16 protein-coding genes are annotated in these 15,851 nt (G+C 71.8%); 2 read left to right on the top strand and 14 right to left on the bottom strand.

Features of this window, described 5'->3' with window-relative positions; genetic code table 11:
• Positions 1-171: 171 nt before the first annotated feature.
• The 8 genes from AAIB33_RS02885 to AAIB33_RS02850 form a co-directional block, all read right to left on the bottom strand.
• Complete coding sequence (locus AAIB33_RS02885; RefSeq protein ID WP_345802068.1) at positions 172-819, bottom strand: hypothetical protein; 648 nt, start codon at positions 817-819, stop codon at positions 172-174.
• A gap of 31 nt (positions 820-850) precedes the next feature.
• Positions 851-1,753, bottom strand: a complete 903-nt coding sequence (locus tag AAIB33_RS02880) for a glycerophosphodiester phosphodiesterase family protein (protein ID WP_345802067.1) — start codon at positions 1,751-1,753, stop codon at positions 851-853.
• A gap of 117 nt (positions 1,754-1,870) precedes the next feature.
• Positions 1,871-2,734: an aldehyde dehydrogenase family protein gene (locus AAIB33_RS02875; RefSeq protein WP_345802066.1), complete on the bottom strand. Its 864-nt coding sequence runs from the start codon at positions 2,732-2,734 to the stop codon at positions 1,871-1,873.
• On the bottom strand, positions 2,731-4,173 hold the full coding sequence (locus AAIB33_RS02870) for an aldehyde dehydrogenase family protein (RefSeq protein WP_345802065.1): 1,443 nt from the start codon (positions 4,171-4,173) through the stop codon (positions 2,731-2,733). Before AAIB33_RS02870 ends, AAIB33_RS02875 begins: the two co-directional genes overlap by 4 nt.
• Positions 4,174-4,181: 8 nt before the next feature.
• Positions 4,182-5,189 carry a deoxyribose-phosphate aldolase gene (gene deoC, locus AAIB33_RS02865; protein WP_345802064.1) on the bottom strand — a complete coding sequence of 336 codons (1,008 nt, stop codon included), beginning with the start codon at positions 5,187-5,189 and terminating at the stop codon, positions 4,182-4,184.
• Positions 5,190-5,220: 31 nt separating this feature from the next.
• Positions 5,221-5,586 carry a hypothetical protein gene (locus AAIB33_RS02860; protein WP_345802063.1) on the bottom strand — a complete coding sequence of 122 codons (366 nt, stop codon included), beginning with the start codon at positions 5,584-5,586 and terminating at the stop codon, positions 5,221-5,223.
• Positions 5,587-5,663: 77 nt separating this feature from the next.
• A complete protein-coding gene (locus AAIB33_RS02855; protein WP_345802062.1) occupies positions 5,664-6,626 on the bottom strand; it encodes a bifunctional riboflavin kinase/FAD synthetase in 963 nt (320 codons plus the stop codon).
• A complete protein-coding gene (locus AAIB33_RS02850; protein WP_345802061.1) occupies positions 6,623-7,078 on the bottom strand; it encodes a hypothetical protein in 456 nt (151 codons plus the stop codon). The genes AAIB33_RS02855 and AAIB33_RS02850 overlap by 4 nt, the downstream gene beginning before the upstream one ends.
• A gap of 182 nt (positions 7,079-7,260) precedes the next feature.
• Here AAIB33_RS02850 and AAIB33_RS02845 point away from each other — a divergent pair, with 182 nt between their 5' ends.
• Complete coding sequence (locus AAIB33_RS02845; RefSeq protein ID WP_345802060.1) at positions 7,261-8,526, top strand: peptidoglycan DD-metalloendopeptidase family protein; 1,266 nt, start codon at positions 7,261-7,263, stop codon at positions 8,524-8,526.
• 3 nt (positions 8,527-8,529) lie between these two features.
• Here AAIB33_RS02845 and AAIB33_RS02840 read toward each other — a convergent pair whose 3' ends face one another.
• The 4 genes from AAIB33_RS02840 to AAIB33_RS02825 are packed head-to-tail and all read right to left on the bottom strand — an operon-like array spanning position 8,530 to position 11,213.
• Positions 8,530-8,898 (bottom strand): hypothetical protein, encoded by a 369-nt coding sequence (locus tag AAIB33_RS02840; protein WP_345802059.1) that lies wholly within the window; start codon positions 8,896-8,898, stop codon positions 8,530-8,532.
• On the bottom strand, positions 8,895-9,812 hold the full coding sequence (gene truB, locus AAIB33_RS02835; protein WP_345802058.1) for a tRNA pseudouridine(55) synthase TruB: 918 nt from the start codon (positions 9,810-9,812) through the stop codon (positions 8,895-8,897). Before truB ends, AAIB33_RS02840 begins: the two co-directional genes overlap by 4 nt.
• On the bottom strand, positions 9,812-10,495 hold the full coding sequence (locus AAIB33_RS02830) for a uridine kinase (protein WP_345802057.1): 684 nt from the start codon (positions 10,493-10,495) through the stop codon (positions 9,812-9,814). The genes truB and AAIB33_RS02830 overlap by 1 nt, the downstream gene beginning before the upstream one ends.
• Positions 10,496-10,529: 34 nt before the next feature.
• Positions 10,530-11,213, bottom strand: a complete 684-nt coding sequence (locus AAIB33_RS02825) for a hypothetical protein (protein ID WP_345802056.1) — start codon at positions 11,211-11,213, stop codon at positions 10,530-10,532.
• 188 nt (positions 11,214-11,401) lie between these two features.
• On the opposite strand from AAIB33_RS02825, the gene AAIB33_RS02820 reads away from it, so the two are divergent.
• Positions 11,402-12,268 (top strand): A/G-specific adenine glycosylase, encoded by an 867-nt coding sequence (locus AAIB33_RS02820; protein WP_345802055.1) that lies wholly within the window; start codon positions 11,402-11,404, stop codon positions 12,266-12,268.
• Between the two features lie 113 nt (positions 12,269-12,381).
• On the opposite strand, the gene rbfA is transcribed toward AAIB33_RS02820, so the two are convergent.
• Positions 12,382-12,816, bottom strand: a complete 435-nt coding sequence (rbfA, locus tag AAIB33_RS02815; RefSeq protein ID WP_345802054.1) for a 30S ribosome-binding factor RbfA — start codon at positions 12,814-12,816, stop codon at positions 12,382-12,384.
• A 133-nt stretch (positions 12,817-12,949) separates the two neighbouring features.
• The gene (infB, locus tag AAIB33_RS02810) at positions 12,950-15,823 is read right to left on the bottom strand and encodes a translation initiation factor IF-2 (protein WP_345802053.1); all 2,874 of its coding nucleotides are present in this window, start codon (positions 15,821-15,823) and stop codon (positions 12,950-12,952) included.
• Positions 15,824-15,851 lie beyond the last annotated feature (28 nt).

Raw genomic sequence — 15,851 nt, 5'->3', positions numbered from 1 at the left:
CCGGTCGAGGGGCGACCGGCTGTGGTCTGCACAGCTCCCGCGGGCGGCGCGCGCGCCGTCACAGACACGGGACGGGATGGCTCAGCCCCCGGCCGCTGGCACTCGCTTCAGCGAGCCGCGGCGTCGGGTTTTCGCCGATCCCCACGCCAGTCTAGCGCGACGGCGGGCCCGTCATCCCCAGAGCGTCGCGATGATGTCCTCCGTGTACCCCGCGGGCGTGAAGTTGATCCACGCCGTCGAGACCCACGCATTGCCGCGCAGGAAGTGCGTCTCGCCGAAGTGCACCTCGTTGTCGTCGAGGTCGACCGTCCGCTGCTCGATGCGGCAGATCGTGCCGCCCGACTGCGCGACGCACCCGAAGCCCGCTCCCTGGAGCGCCGACGAGACGGTCGCCGCCTGCGCGGCATCCACGATCGAGACGTTCGTCGCGAGTCCGAACTCGCTGGGGGCACCCCACGAGCAGCGGATCGTCGGGATGCCGGAGTGCAGCACCTCGAGCAGCTCGGCGTTCTGCGTCGAGAGCATCGTGACGCCGGGGTCGTTGAGCGGCGGAGCCTGCGCCGTGAGCGACGCGAGCATCGCCGGCGAGTAGATCTGCTCGCAGGCGGCGGGCAGCGCGATCGCGTCTCCCGACGTCGCTGAGGGTGAGGGGGTCGGCGTCGCGCTCCCGGAGGAAGAGGGGGAAGGAGAGGTGGATGCCGTCGCACTGCGCGTCGGCGATGCGGTCGGTCCTTCGGGCTCAGGCGCGCACGCGGCGAGGAGCAGGGCGCAGGCGGCGAGCGCGGTGCTCGCAAGGGAGAGGGTGCGCAGACGGCTCACGGACACCTTCCGGTCGGCGGACGCCTCGACCCTACCCGCCGGCGCGCGCGATCGTGCCCTGCCACTCCATGAGCCGCGCGGGTTCGTCGGTCACGATGCCGTCGACTCCCGCCGCCGTGGTCTCCTGCCATTGGACGTCGGAGTTGAGCGTGTAGACGAGGACGCGGAGCCCTGCGTCGTGCAGCTCCTCGACGATCTCGGGGCGTTTCGCGATGGCCCGCCAGTCGACGAGGATGCCGCGCGCATCTGCGCCCTTCACCGCCTGCTCGATGTCTGCGGGGAGTCGCCGCACAATGAGCAGCCGGTACACGAGGTCGGACGCTCCGCTCGTCGCGAGGAGCGACCGCGGGTTGAAGCTCACGATCGCGACGCGTCGTTCCAGGTCGTGCGCGCGCAGCGTCGCGATGAGGGCCGCGCCGGCCTCGGCATCCCACACGCCCTTGAGCTCGACGAGCGCACGGCGCCCCGACCCGGAGAGCACCGCGAGGAACTCCTCCAGCGTCGGCACGCGCGTCCCTGCGTAGGAGGGCGCGAACCAGGAGCCGGCGTCGAGCTGCTTGACCTGGGCGAGCGTCAGCGTCGCGAGCGCGCCGTGGCCGTCGGTCGTGCGGTCGACGGTGCGGTCGTGCATGAGCACCGGCACGCGGTCGGCCGTGAGCGCGACGTCGATCTCGACGTACTCGAAGCCCGCGTCGATCGCGGCCTCGACGGCGGGCAGGGTGTTCTCGGGCGCGAGTGCTCCTCCGCCGCGGTGGCTGACGACGAACGCGGCGTCCTCGGGGGCGCGGGCGTCGCCGAGGAGCTCGGTCGCGCTGACGCGCGCGGGTGACGCTCCGAGGAACGCGATCACGATGCTCGCCAGGGCGAGCACGCAGACGGTCACGAGGGCGGGCATCCGATTCTGCGAGCGGTCGGATGCCGGTGAGGCGGGCATCGGGCATGTCCTCCGGCGAGAGTCACGTCATCGTCGACGTGACGGCCACTCTACATGCGCCGTTACCTTTCCGTTATCAACTGTCCACAGAAGATCCGGGATGCCTCTCCCGCCGCCTCAGACGAGGCTCTTCGTGTGCCACACCGTCTTCGTCTCGGTGAACGCCGTGATGCGCTGCAGGCTCGGGGCCGCGGCATCCGCTCCCCGCTCGGGAGGCAGGACGCGTGTGAGCGTCTCGGCCGCTGCGACCTGGAGATCGATCCAGTCGAGGTCGCCCGCGCCGACGAGATCGAGGCCGTGCACGTCGGGGTGCGATGCGAGCCACGGCGCGATCTCGGCCGGCGAGCCCGTGAGGACATTGACGACGCCGGCGGGCACGTCCGAGGTCGCGAGCACCTCGGCGAGGCTGATCGCCGAGAGCGGGAAGCGCTGCGACGCGACGACGACCACCGAGTTGCCCGACACGAGCGCGGGCGCGATGGCCGACGTGATGCCGACGAGCGCGGTGTCCTGCGGCGCGATGACGCCGACGACGCCCGTCGGCTCGGGCACCGAGATGTTGAAGTACGGGCCGGCGACGGGGTTGCCGTTGCCCGCGACCTGGCCGAACTTGTCGCACCAGCCCGCGTACCAGACCCAGCGGTCGATCGCCTCGTCGACCTCGGCCTCGGCCGCTCCGCGCGACACGCCCGTCTGCCCGACGATCTCGTCGGCGAACTGCGCGCGGCGGCCCTCGAGGATCTCCGCGACGCGATACAGCACCTGGCCGCGGTTGTAGGCGGTCGCGCCCGACCAGCCCTTCACGGCGCCACGCGCCGCGACGACGGCATCCCGGGCGTCCTTGCGACTCGCGAGAGCCGCGTTCGCGAGGAACCCGCCCTTGGGCGTGGCGACCTCGTACGTGCGACCCGACTCGCTGCGCGGGAAGGCGCCGCCGATGTAGAGCTTGTACGTCTTGGGAACGGTCAGCCGCTTGCTCACGCGCGGCCCCCCTTCAGGTAGGCGAGGAGGCCGTGCCGGCCGCCCTCGCGGCCGTAGCCGGACTCCTTGTAGCCGCCGAAAGGCGACGACGGGTCGAAGCGGTTGAAGGTGTTCGCCCACACGACGCCCGCGCGGAGGCGGTCTGCGACGGCGAGGATGCGCGAGCCCTTGTCGGACCAGATGCCCGCGGACAGCCCGTAGGGCGTGTTGTTGGCCTTCTCGATGGCCTCGGCCGGCGTGCGGAAGGTCAGCACCGAGAGGACGGGTCCGAAGATCTCGTCCCGCGCGATGCGGTGGGATGCCTGCACGTTCGTGAAGATCGTGGGGGCGAACCAGAAGCCGTTCTCGGGGATGACGCAGTCGGCGCTCCAGCGCTCCGCCCCCTCCTCCTCGCCGATGCGGCTGAGCTCGCGGATGCGGTCGAGCTGCTCGCGGGAGTTGATCGCGCCGATGTCGGTGTTCTTGTCGAGCGGGTCGCCGAGGCGCAGCGTCGAGAGGCGGGTCTTCAGGCGGTCGACGACCTCGTCGTGGATCGACTCCTGCACGAGCAGGCGGCTGCCGGCGCAGCACACGTGCCCCTGGTTGAAGAAGATGCCGTTGACGATGCCCTCGATCGCCTGGTCGATCGGCGCGTCCTCGAAGACGATGTTCGCGGCCTTGCCGCCGAGCTCGAGCGTGAGCTTCTTGTCGGTGCCGGCGACCGCCTTGGCGATCTCGCGCCCCACCGCGGTCGAGCCCGTGAAGGCGACCTTGTTCACATCGGGATGCCGCACCACGGCCGCGCCCGTCGCGCCCGCGCCCGTCACGATGTTGACGACGCCGGGGGGAAGGTCGGCCTGCTGCAGGATCTCCGCGAAGATCAGGGCCGACAGCGGCGTCGTCTCGGCGGGCTTGAGCACGACGGTGTTGCCCGCCGCGAGCGCGGGGGCGACCTTCCACGCGAGCATGAGCAGCGGGAAGTTCCACGGGATGACCTGGCCCGCGACACCGAGCGCCTTCGGGTCGGCGCCGAGGCCGGCGTAGTCGAGCTTGTCGGCCCAGCCGGCGTAGTAGAAGAACCAGGCCGCGACGAGCGGCACGTCGACGTCGCGGCTCTCCTTGATCGGCTTGCCGTTGTCGAGGCTCTCGGCGACGGCAAGTTCCCGGGCGCGCTCCTGCACGAGACGCGCGATGCGGAAGAGGTACTTGCCGCGGTCGCGGCCGCTCATCTTCGACCACGTCCTGTCGTAGGCGCGGCGCGCGGCGGCGACCGCGGCGTCGACATCCGCCTCACTGCCGGCGGCGATGGTCGCGATGGGCTGCTCGTCGGCGGGCGAGATCGTCGTGAACGACTCCCCCGTGCCGGGGCGGAAGTCGCCGTCGATGAAGAGGCCGTACTCGGGCTTGAGCGAGAGGATCGACCGCGATTCGGGGGCAGGGGCGTATTCCAGGAAACTCATCTCGGTCCTCAGTCGATCGTCACGTAGTCGCCGCCGGAGTAGTGGCCGCTCTTCAGCTTCTGCCGCTGCAGCAGCACGTCGTTGAGCAGGCTGGATGCCCCGTACCGGAACAGGTGCGGCTGCAGCCACTCCTCGCCCACCGTCTCGGCGACGGTCACGAGGTACTTGATGGCGTCCTTCGAGGTGCGGATGCCGCCGGCGGGCTTGACGCCGATCTTCTCCCCCGTCGCGCGGTGCCAGTCGCGCACGACCTCGAGCATCAGGAGGGTCGTCGGCAGCGTCGCGGCCGGCTGCACCTTGCCGGTCGAGGTCTTGATGAAGTCACCGCCCGCGAGGATCGCGAGCCAGGAGGCGCGCTTGACGTTGTCGTACGTGTTCAGCTCGCCCGTCTCGAGGATGACCTTGAGCGAGGCGTACGTGCCGTCGGCGCGGCGGCACGCCTGCTTGACGCGGGCGATCTGGTCGAACACGAGTCCGTAGCGACCGGCGAGGAACGCGCCGCGATCGATGACCATGTCGATCTCGTCAGCTCCGTCCGCGACCGCCGCGGCGGTGTCGGCGAGCTTGATGTCGAGGGACGCGCGCCCGCTCGGGAAGGCCGTCGCGACCGCCGCCACCGACACGAGGCCCTCGTCCGGGTCGCCGTGCGCGCCGCCCAGCGCCTCGACGGCGTAGGCCACCATGTCGCCGTACACGCAGACCGCGGCCACCCGCGGACAGCTCGGATCGGAGGCATCCGGATTCAGCGCCTTGGCGACGAGGGAGCGCACCTTGCCGGGCGTGTCGGCGCCCTCCAGGGTCGTCAGGTCGATCAGCTCGATGATCTTGTCGAGGGCCCACGCCTTCGACGTCGTCTTGATCGAGCGCGTGCCGAGGCCCGCGGCGCGCTGCTCGAGGCCCACGGCGTCGACGCCGGGAAGGCCGTGCAGGTAGCGGCGGAGCGTCGTGTCGTCGGGCTCTCCGCCGAGCAGCTCGACGGCGCGCTCGGGGAGCGTCTGCAGATCGGTCCGGCTCATGTTCTCCTCTTCCTCGGTTCGCATCGGGCGCTCATCCGCCGCGCGCACCCGTGACCCGCGCATGCCTCACGAGCACGATCAGGCCGATCGCGATGACGACCACGAACGCGATCGTGAGCGACGTGAAGGCGAACCAGTTCTCGTCGAGAGCGAGGACGATCGCCGCTGCAATGACGGCGATCGCGGCGGCCGCGATCTTCGATGCGAACTTCAAGCCTACCGCCGGCGTGAGCCGGCCGGCCGGGGAGTCCGCCCGCGCGAGGATCCAGTCGGCGAAGGCGTCGAGGGTCGCGAGGAGCGACGCGGAGTACGCCACGGCGCAGCCCAGGGCTCCCCACAGGTTGACGGAGGGAGCCGCCGACGCGTCCGCGGCGGCGAGGAGGGCTGCGGCATCCACGCTGTCGATCGTAGAGCCGCCCCCGTGCGCGGTCTATGTCCGCCGACGACCGCGGGTTATCTAGCGTCCGGCTCCCCTCACGCGAGGAGCTCTCGCACCCGCTCGACGTCGTCCGTCATCTGCTCGATGAGCGCGTCCACGCCCTCGAAGGCGACCATGCCGCGCACGCGCGAGGTGAACTGCACCTCGACGACGCGCCCATACAGATCGAGGTCGGTTTCGCCGAGCACGTAGGCCTCGACCTGTCGCTCGATGACGTCGTCGAACGTGGGGTTGGAGCCGACGCTGATGGCCGCCGGGTAGCGGGTCGTGCGCAGGGGTCCGCCACCGGCGTCGGCACCGGCATCCACCAGCCAGCCTGCGTACACGCCGTCGGCGGGGATGAAGCCCTCGAGATCGGGCGACAGGTTCGCCGTCGGGAAGCCCAGCTCGCGTCCGCGCTTCGCCCCGTGCACGACCTCGCCCCACACGGCGTGCGGGCGCCCGAGCAGCTTCGCGGCGGTCTCGACGTCGCCCGCCGCGAGGAGCTCGCGGATCCAGGTCGACGAGACGCGCCGGTCGCTGTCGATCGAGCGCACGTCGTCGACGACGTCGACCCGGAACCCGAACTCCCTGCCGAGCTCGGTCAGCACATCGGGGTTGCCGGCACCGCCGCGGCCGAACCGGAAGTCCAGGCCGACGAGCACCGTGCGGGCGCCGAGCGCGTCGACGAGGATGCGCTGGACGAACTCGCGCGGCTCGAGCGAGGCGAGCTCGGCGTCGAAGCGCAGGATCAGGGTCGCATCGATGCCCGTGCCGGCGAGCAGCTGCTGCTTCTGCGTCACGCCGATGAGGTCCTCAGGGCAGACGTCGGGCCGGAGCAGGCTGAGCGGATTGCGGTCGAACGTGACCGCGACGACCTTCGCGCCGCCCGTCGCATCCACCTTCGCGCGCTCGAGCACGGCGCGGTGACCGGCGTGCACGCCGTCGAACTTGCCGATCGCCACCACCGACGGGCCGAAGCCCGCCGGCACCTCGGCCGGGTCGTGGAAGACGATCATCGCGTCACCGCTGCGGGTGAGGCATCCACTCGCTCCGTCTGCTGTGCGGGCGGATGCTTCACGAGCCACCACAGGCCGAAGAACGGGAGGACGAGCGGGATGAACAGGTAGCCCATGCCGTACACCGACCAGACCGTCGGATGCTGGAACAGCTCGGGCAGCACGAGGCTCAGCGTGCCGATCACGAGCACGCCGACGAGCTCGAAGACGATCGCGACCCACGCGACGATGTACCAGCCGCGCCGGCCGGCGAACACGAGGCCGAGCGTCGCGACGATGTAGACGACGGCCGACAGCGCGGACAGCGTGTAGGCGACGGGCGCCTGATCGAACTTCTCGACGATCTGCACGAAGGAGCGTCCGGTCGCGCCCAGCGCCATGATCGCGTAGACGATCACGAGGACGCGGCCGACGCCCGTCATGCGACGGGTGCGCGTGGTGGGGGAAGACATCGCCGTCGATTCTATTCCGGGCGGACTCCACCCGGCCCGCGGTCCGTCGCGGGCGCGACGGGGTCACGGCGCGGGACGGACGCGCGAAGGCAGTAGATAGCCGCGCGGTTAAGTGCCAGCATTCACAGCAACGGAACCCGACCGCACCGTCCCTGTCCGCCCCTCTCACCGAACGGACCACAATGCGATCGATCCGAAACGCGCTGCTCGGCGCGGTCATCGCCACACTCCTCGCACTCGGCGCTGCGACGCCGGCCGCCGCGGCGGCTTCGAGCCCAGCGGCGCCGCCCGTCGCGGCGACGACGCCGCCCGGCCCGAGTCCGACCACGACTCCCGGCACCACCGCGACTCCGAGCCCAGCGGCGCCGCCCACCACCGCGACTCCGACGCCGGCGCCTGCTGTCACACCCGGCCCGACGAGCACACCCGCCCCCACGCCGACCGTCACTCCGGACACGACGCCGACCCCAACCCCCGCCCCGACGCCCGCCCTGACGCCCGCGCCGGCCCCGGTCGCCCCGGCGGCGCCCCCCGTCGGATCCACGGCCACCACGCAGGCCGCTGCGACGGCCACGGCCACGAATTTCGTTCTCCCGGTCGCCGCGAAGACCTACTATCTGACGTCGTTCTTCGGGCCGCGCTGCATCCCGGTCCAGGGCGCGTCGACCTACCACTACGGCGTCGATCTCTCCACGAACGCGGGCGCTCCGATCTACAGCATCGCGGCAGGCGTCGTGACGGCCACGGTGAGCGGGACGAGCTCGCAAGCCGGGTACATCGCCGTGCGCCACCTCATCGACGGGGTCGAGTACACGTCGATCTACATGCACATCTGGTCGGCGACGACGCAGGTCACGGTCGGCCAGAGCGTCGCGGCGGGGCAGCGGATCAGCGAGGTCGGCAGCAGCGGCGTCTCCTCCGGCAATCACCTCCACCTCGAGCTGTGGAAGGCCGGGTCGAGCGGGTCCGAGGCGCAGAACGCCGCCACCTTCCTCCAGCCTCGTGGCGTCGACCTGTACGCGTCGGCGATCGCCGTCACCGCGACTCCCGCACCGCCGACGTGCACGTACTACGCCGCGGTCGCCCTCAACTTCCGCACCGGGCCGTCGACCACGGCCACGATCATCCGGGTGCTCGCGCAGGGCACGGCCATGACGCATGTGCCGGGCACCGTCTCGGGCGGCTTCCTGCCCGTCACGGTCGGCACCCAGTCAGGCTGGGTGTCGGCGGCATATGTCACGCCGACGAAACCGCAGCCGCCCGCGACCTACGTCACGACCGCACCGCTCCGGCTGAGAACGGCGCCCTCCACCACCGCGTCGATCATCCTGGTCATCCCCCAGGGCGCGAACGTCGGTCCGATCCTCGCGACGAGCGGCGACTGGCGTCAGGTGTCGTACGCGGGCCGGACGGGGTGGGTGCACTCGGCCTACCTCGTCAGGAGCTGAACGTCAGGCGACCTGCACGGTCCAGATGACGTTCATGCGCCACACCATGACGGCGATCGCGAGGGCCGCGACGCCCATGATGACCGTGCTCCAACGGCTGCGCTCGAGAAGCGCCCAGCCCACGGCGAGAGGCGGCAGCAGCACCGCCGAGACGAGGTAGACCCAGAACTCCAGGAGCGAACCGGTCGGCGGGTTGCCCGCGAGCGGTGCGACGATCGCGATGACGACCTGCACGATGAGCAGGAGCTCGACCAGCGCGAGCGATCCCACGGTCAGGTCGCTCGGGCGCCTGCCCGCGAGGCCGAGGACGAGGCACAGGATGCCGGACAGCACCGCGACGGCCACCTCGACGTAGGTGAACCACAGGATCATCGGGACTGCTCCTCGGGCATGTTCATGGCGCTCTTGAGGTCGGCGCCGCGCCGCTCGACGATGCCGACGAGCGATCCGTCGGGCGCGACCGCGGCGGCGCGCGGGCCGTCGATCCGGGATGCCGCACCGGCGAGCCGCTTGCCGTGGCGGAGGTCGCGGGCCTCGTCGTCGTCGACGTCGAGACGGCCGAGGACGGCCGCGCCGACATCCGCGGGGCTCAGCGCCGGGGCCTCGGCGAGTGCGTCGAGCGGGGCCGCGTCGACGACGTCGAAGGGCCCGATGCGGGTGCGCCGGAGCGCCGTCAGGTGCCCGCCGACGCCGAGAGCGGCGCCCAGATCGCGGGCGAGGGCGCGGATGTACGTGCCGCTCGAGCAGTCGACGACGACGTCGAGGTCGATCCAGGCATCCGTCCCTGAGCCCGTCGAAGGGCGTCGCTCAGCGAGCACGTCGAATCGGCTCACGGTCACGTCGCGGGCCTTCAGCTCGACCTCGATCCCCTGGCGCGCGAGGTCGTACGCGCGCCTTCCGTCGACCTTGATCGCCGACACGCGGGTGGGCACCTGTGAGATGTGGCCCCTGAGCGGCTCGATCGCCGCGAGGATGTCGGCGGAGGCGAGGGACGAGGCATCCCTCGACTTCGTCACCTCACCGTCGGCGTCGTCGGTGTCGGTCGCGACACCGAGGCGGATCGTCGCGTCGTAGGTCTTGTCGAGCCCCACGACGAAGGTGAGCAGACGCGTCGCACCCTCGACGCCGAGCACGAGGAGCCCCGTCGCCATGGGGTCGAGCGTGCCGGCATGCCCGATCTTGCGCGTGCCGAAGGCGCGGCGGGCGCGGGCGACGACGTCGTGGCTGGTCATGCCCCCGGGCTTGTCGACGAGGACGACTCCGGCGGCCGGGCGATCTGCGGGCATCAGCAGAAGTCCCGGAACGTGCGATGCGGATGCTGGACGTCGGTGTTGTCGACGATCGCCGACGCCGCGGCTCGCGGATCGTCGTCGCGGAGGTAGAGGTCGACGCCGTCGCGATACCGGGCGTTCGAGGGAGCGAGGAAGTCGGGGTCGGTGCCGTCGCGCTGGGCCATCCGCTCGAAGGCCACGTCGACGGGCACGTCCAGCCAGACGGACCAGTCCCAGATGCCGCGCAGCTCGGGACGGTTGAGGAAGATGCCGTCGACGATCAGCACAGCGTCGCGCGGAGCCGTCACCCACGCGGTCTCGACCGGCGCATCGCGCCGGACGTCGAAGGCGGAGAGCTGGAAGCCCGTCGCCGTCGTCTGCCGCCCCGCGCGGAAGGGGTCGATCAGCACGCGGCGGAACGTGGCGTAGTCGTACGAGTCCCGGTAGAAGCCCTCCGGCGAGGTACGGCCCCGGGCGTACCGTTCGGCGCGGGGGCGGTGGAAGTCGTCGATGCTCGCACGGTAGACGGCCGAGCCGTCCTCCGCGAAGGCCGCCGCAAGGCCGTCCGCGAACACCGTCTTGCCCGCGCCGTCGCGGCCGTCAACCGCGACGATGACCCGGCCCGCCCGATAATGCTGGCGCACTTCGTCGCGCAGCTCGCGCCACACTGTCGTGACGGGCGTGGTGGGAAGGCGCATGCCTCCAGCCTACGGGCGGCCGGTGTGCGCCCGATCAGCCGCACGCCTCGTACGGCGGCTCGGGGAGCAGGGTGGAAGTCACCGCCCACACGACGTCCTGACCTGCCGTATAGGTGAAGAAGAGGGCTGCGTCGCCGACGGCGAGCGCCTTCAGGTAGCGGCGATCGCCGGTCGAGGCGATGTCCTCGACGTTCGTGTAGGCCGCCCTCACGTCGGCGACGGTCGATCCGATGCCGATGCCCTCGGTCGTCGTCGGTCCCACGGTCGTCACCTGGTCGGCGGGCACCGACGCGGACACCAGCACGACCGGCGAGGCGTCATCGCCCGGCTCCTCGCGCTGCACCGTCATGGTGTAGCCGCCCGCCGTGGCGGTGCCGACCCAGGCGCAGCCGGCCGCCGGCGTCGCACCGATCGCGGCGAGCGCGGACTGGAACGGCATCGCGAGCTCGACCGGCTCGATGCCGCCCGGCGACACCGCGCCGAGCGGCGCGTCCCTGGCGGGCGGGGGCGCCTTGGACGGCGAGCCGGTCGGCACGGAGCCGGTCGGCACGGCACCCGGCGACACGGCGCCCGGCGACACGGCCGTGGGCGGCGACGCCTGCTTCGGTGTCGTGAGTCGGGACGGGGTCGGGTCGCCGGTGGCCGGGGCGCAGGCGGTGAGTGCCGCCAGCGCGAGGAGCGCGACGGCCGCGGCGAGGGGTCGGGCACGGGAAGTCATGGCGCCTCCAGGTGACGTCGTCCTGACTCGACGCTAACCCTCGTCGCGTTCGAGCGTGCCGAACTCAGGCTCGTCGGGGCGGGTGGGGCCGTGCGGCGGCGTGTCGCACCCCACGCGCCCCGATCAGCCGGAGTCGGGAACGGGACGCGCGCCCGCGGAGCGGCGCCCGCGTGCTTAGGGTGGAGGACATGCCCGATCTCGCGACTCCGCTCATCGGGTGGTATCGGCAGAACGCCCGGGATCTGCCCTGGCGCCGGCCGGGGTTCGACGCGTGGGGCGTGCTCGTGAGCGAGTTCATGCTGCAGCAGACGCCGGTGAGCCGCGTGATCCCCCGGCTCGAGGCGTGGCTGGAGCGCTGGCCGACGCCCGCGGCTCTCGCCGCTGCCTCCCCCGCCGACGCCGTGCGGCAGTGGGACAACCTCGGCTACCCGCGACGGGCCGTGTGGCTGCACCGCGCGGCCGTCGAGATCCGCGACCGGCACGGAGGCATCGTGCCGAGCGACGTCGACGATCTCCTCGCCCTCACGGGCGTCGGCGACTACACCGCACGCGCCGTGTCGGTGTTCGCGTACGGGATGCGGCATCCCGTCGTCGACACGAACACCCGGCGCGTGCTCGCGCGCGCCGTCGAGGGGCGGTCGCAGCCCGGGTCACCCGCCCGCCGCGACCTCGAGGCCATGGACGCGATCCTCCCCCGAGACGACGCCGAGGCTGCCGTCGTCAACGCCGCCGCAATGGAGCTCGGCGCGACGGTCTGCACGGCCCGCTCGCCCCGCTGCGACGCTTGCCCCCTCGCCCGCCTCTGCGCCTGGCGCGCGGCGGGGTGCCCCGATACGGGTGACGGGCGCCGCAAGCAGGCGCGCTACGAGGGCAGCGATCGCCAGGCGCGCGGGGCGGTTCTGAAAGCGCTTCGGGATGCCGTCGCCCACGCCGTGCCGATCGACGACGTCGCCGCGGACTGGCCGGACCCCCGGCAGCGCGACCGGGCGATCGACTCGCTCATCGCCGACGGACTCGCGGAGGCGGCGGACGGGATGCTGCGGCTGCCCGTCTGACGCCGGCGCCCGCGATGCCGAGCCACAGCGTCGGAGAAAGCCGCAGCGCCGGAGGCGGGAGAGGCTTCCGGTCCGGCGCTGCGGTGATCGCCGACGCGGTGTCGGCGGAGGTCTCACTCCTCGTCGTCGAGCTCGCGGGGCTTGACGTACGGGTCGGCCTCGCCGGCGTAGTTCGCCGACGCGGCGATGCCGGCGACCGCGGCATCCCGTTCGCGTGCCTCACGGAGGAGGTCTTCGATGTGTCCCGCGTTCTCGGGGATCGCGTCGAGGATGAACTCGAGCGAGGGCGTGAGGCGGACGTTGAGGTGCTTGCCCACCTCGGAGCGCAGCATCCCGGTCGCCGACTTCAGGGCCTCGGCGGATCCCGCGCGCTCCTCCTCGGAGCCCAGCACGGTGTAGAAGACCGACGCGTGCTGCAGGTCGCCCGTGACACGCACGTCGGTGATCGTGACGAACCCGAGGCGCGGGTCGCGGAGACCCTTCTCGAGACGCTCCGCGAGGATCACGCGGATGCGGTCCCCGAGGCGTGCCTGACGTTCACTGGCCATATCTTCTCTACTTCCTCGCCATGCGCGGCGGATGCAGTGGCGGCGGAGGTGATGGATGCCGCTCAGACAGTCGGGGTCTTGGGGGTCCTGTTGTCTGAGCGGCATCCATCGCCGGAGCCGTGCCGGGTCGAGATCAGCCGCGAGGCTTCTCCACCATCTCGGTGGTCTCGATCTCGTCGCCGATCTGGATGTCGTTGTACTTGCCGAGGCCGATACCCGCTTCGAAGTCCGTGCGGACCTCGGTGACGTCGTCCTTGAACCGACGCAGCGACTCGATGGCCAGGCCGTCCGCGATGACGACGCCGTCGCGGATGACGCGCGCCTTCGCGTTGCGGGTGATGGTGCCCGAACGGACGATGACACCCGCGATGTTGCCGAACTTCGAGGAGCGGAACACCTCGCGGATCTCGGCCACACCCGACTGGACCTCTTCGAACTCCGGCTTGAGCAGGCCCTTGAGCGACTGCTCGACGTCGTCGATCGCGTTGTAGATGACCGAGTAGAACCGGACATCCACACCCTCACGGGCGGCGCGCTCGCGCGCCTTCGTGTCGGGACGGACGTTGAAGCCGATGACGATCGCGTTGTCGATCGTCGCGAGGTTGATGTCGGACTCCGTGATGGCGCCGACGCCGCGGTGGATGATGCGCAGCTGCACCGACTCGTCGACCTCGATCTTGAGGAGCGACTCCTCGAGCGCCTCGACGGCACCCGACACGTCGCCCTTGATGATGAGGTTGAGCGACTCGACCTTGCCCTCTTCGAGAGCGCGGGTGAAGTCCTCGAGCGAGATGCGCTTGCGGGCCTTGGCCAGCTGGGCGTTGCGCTCGGCGGCCTCGCGCTTCTCGGCGATCTGGCGGGCCGTGCGGTCCTCCTCGGTCACGATGAACGTGTCGCCGGCGCGCGGGACCGAGTTGAGCCCCTGCACCTGGACCGGACGCGAGGGGTAGGCCTCCTCGACCGCATCGCCGTTCTCGTCGATCATCGCGCGGACGCGACCGTAGGCCGTGCCTGCCACGATCGCGTCGCCGACGCGGAGCGTTCCGGACTGGATGAGCACCGTGGCGACCGAGCCGCGACCCTTGTCGAGCTTGGCTTCGATCGCGACACCGCGGGCGTCCTTGTTCGGGTTCGCCGTGAGGTCGAGACCCGCGTCGGCGGTCAGCAGGACCGCGTCGAGGAGCTCCTGGATGCCGGTGTTCTGGCGCGCCGAGACGTCGACGAACATGACGTCGCCGCCGTACTCCTCGGCGACCAGGCCGTACTCGGTGAGCTGCTGGCGCACCTTGGCCGGGTTGGCGTCGGGCTTGTCGACCTTGTTGACCGCGACCACGATCGGCACTTCGGCCGCCTGGGCGTGGTTCAGGGCCTCCACCGTCTGCGGCATGATGCCGTCGTCGGCGGCGACCACGAGGATCGCGATATCCGTCACCTGCGCACCACGAGCACGCATGGCGGTGAACGCCTCGTGACCCGGGGTGTCGATGAAGGTGATCGCACGCTCGATGCCGTCGTGCTCGGTCCAGACCTGGTACGCACCGATGTGCTGCGTGATGCCGCCGGCCTCGCCCGCCACGACGTTGGTCTGGCGGATGGCGTCGAGCAGTCGCGTCTTACCGTGGTCGACGTGGCCCATCACGGTCACGACCGGAGGCCGGATCTCGAGGTCTTCCTCGTTCTCCGCCTCCAGCTCGGCCTCGAGGTCGAGACCGAAGCCCTCGAGGAGCTCCTTGTCCTCGTCCTCGGGCGAGACCATCTGGATCTTGTAGCCGAGCTCGGCGCCGAGCACCTCGAACGTCGCCTCGTCGAGCGACTCGGTGGCCGTGGCCATCTCGCCCAGGTTGAAGAGGATCGTCACGAGCGTGCCGGGCTGCACGGTGTAGCCGCGCAGGGCCTCGAGCTTGTCGGCGAAGTCGGCGATCGACGCGCCGCGGCGCAGGCGGATGATCTCGCCGTTGCCCTTCTGGACGTTGACGCCGCCGACGACCGGCGCCGACCGCATCTCGAATTCCTGCCGCTTCGCGCGACGCGACTTGCGCTGCTTCGACTTGCCGCCGCCCTTGCCGAAGGCGCCCGCGGTGCCGCCGCCGGGGCCACGGCCGCGGCCGCCACCACCTGCGGGACGGCCCGCGAAGCCGCCGGGCGCACCCGCGCCGGGCGCGCCGCCGGGGCGCTGGAAGCCGCCGCCGGCACCGCCGGGACGACCGGGGCCGCCGGGACGCTGCTGGAAGGGCGCGCCGGGACGACCGCCGCCGCCGGGACGACCCGCACCGCCCGGACGCGGAGCGCCGGGACGCGGCGAGCCGGGGCGAGGAGCCTGCGGACGCGGGATGTTGCCGGGTGTGGGCCGCTGGCCCATGCCCTGCGCGGAAGCGAAGGGGTTGTTGCCCGGACGCGGGCCGGCGGGACGCTGGCCCATGCCCTGCGACGACGCGAAGGGGTTGTTGCCCGGACGCGGAGCGCCGCCGGGGCGCGGCGGCTGCGGCGTCGCGCCGCCGGGCTTGGGTGCGCCACCGGGCTTGGGGGCACCGGGCGCGGCCGGAGCGGGCGTCGAGGCGGCCGGCGCCTCCGGCGCCTTGGGGGCGGCGGGGGCCGGAGGCGGCGCAGCAGCGGCGGCGGGAGCAGGCGCGGCGGCGGCGGGCGCCGGAGCGGCCGGTGCCGCAGCGGCGGCCGGCTTCGCAGGCGCAGCCGGGGCGGGCGCCGGAGCCGGAGCGGGCGCCGACGGACGCGGGCCCGACGTGGACGGTGCCGCGGGGGCGGCGGGGCGCACGGGGCCGGGACGACCGGCCGGGCGCGCCGAATGCGCCGGCTTCTGCTCGGCGGCAGCAGGCGCTGCAGCCCCGTCCGCCTCGAGGGCGGCGCGGAGCTTGCGAGCCACGGGGGGCTCGATGGTCGACGAGGGGCTCTTGACGAACTCTCCGAGCTCCTTCAGCTTGGCCAGAGCGACCTTGCTGTCGACGCCGAGTTCCGAAGCGATCTCGTGTACGCGTGGTTTGGCGTTTGCCACAATTCTCCTGTCTGGGGTCTACCCAGGC

It is taken from the genome of Microbacterium sp. AZCO (assembly GCF_039614715.1).
GTDB lineage: Bacteria > Actinomycetota > Actinomycetes > Actinomycetales > Microbacteriaceae > Microbacterium.
This window is presented reverse-complemented; position numbering and strand designations above follow the sequence as displayed.

What these genes read in the sequence shown, in the direction of transcription:
- AAIB33_RS02845 (WP_345802060.1), top strand. Translation starts at nt 7,261, where the DNA reads ATGCGATCGATCCGAAACGCGCTGCTCGGCGCGGTCATCGCCACACTC.
- truB (WP_345802058.1), bottom strand. Translation starts at nt 9,812, where the DNA reads ATGCCCGCAGATCGCCCGGCCGCCGGAGTCGTCCTCGTCGACAAGCCC.
- AAIB33_RS02855 (WP_345802062.1), bottom strand. Translation starts at nt 6,626, where the DNA reads ATGATCGTCTTCCACGACCCGGCCGAGGTGCCGGCGGGCTTCGGCCCG.
- AAIB33_RS02840 (WP_345802059.1), bottom strand. Translation starts at nt 8,898, where the DNA reads ATGATCCTGTGGTTCACCTACGTCGAGGTGGCCGTCGCGGTGCTGTCC.
- AAIB33_RS02825 (WP_345802056.1), bottom strand. Translation starts at nt 11,213, where the DNA reads ATGACTTCCCGTGCCCGACCCCTCGCCGCGGCCGTCGCGCTCCTCGCG.
- AAIB33_RS02830 (WP_345802057.1), bottom strand. Translation starts at nt 10,495, where the DNA reads ATGCGCCTTCCCACCACGCCCGTCACGACAGTGTGGCGCGAGCTGCGC.
- AAIB33_RS02820 (WP_345802055.1), top strand. Translation starts at nt 11,402, where the DNA reads ATGCCCGATCTCGCGACTCCGCTCATCGGGTGGTATCGGCAGAACGCC.
- AAIB33_RS02880 (WP_345802067.1), bottom strand. Translation starts at nt 1,753, where the DNA reads ATGCCCGCCTCACCGGCATCCGACCGCTCGCAGAATCGGATGCCCGCC.
- AAIB33_RS02870 (WP_345802065.1), bottom strand. Translation starts at nt 4,173, where the DNA reads ATGAGTTTCCTGGAATACGCCCCTGCCCCCGAATCGCGGTCGATCCTC.
- rbfA (WP_345802054.1), bottom strand. Translation starts at nt 12,816, where the DNA reads ATGGCCAGTGAACGTCAGGCACGCCTCGGGGACCGCATCCGCGTGATC.
- AAIB33_RS02850 (WP_345802061.1), bottom strand. Translation starts at nt 7,078, where the DNA reads ATGTCTTCCCCCACCACGCGCACCCGTCGCATGACGGGCGTCGGCCGC.
- deoC (WP_345802064.1), bottom strand. Translation starts at nt 5,189, where the DNA reads ATGAGCCGGACCGATCTGCAGACGCTCCCCGAGCGCGCCGTCGAGCTG.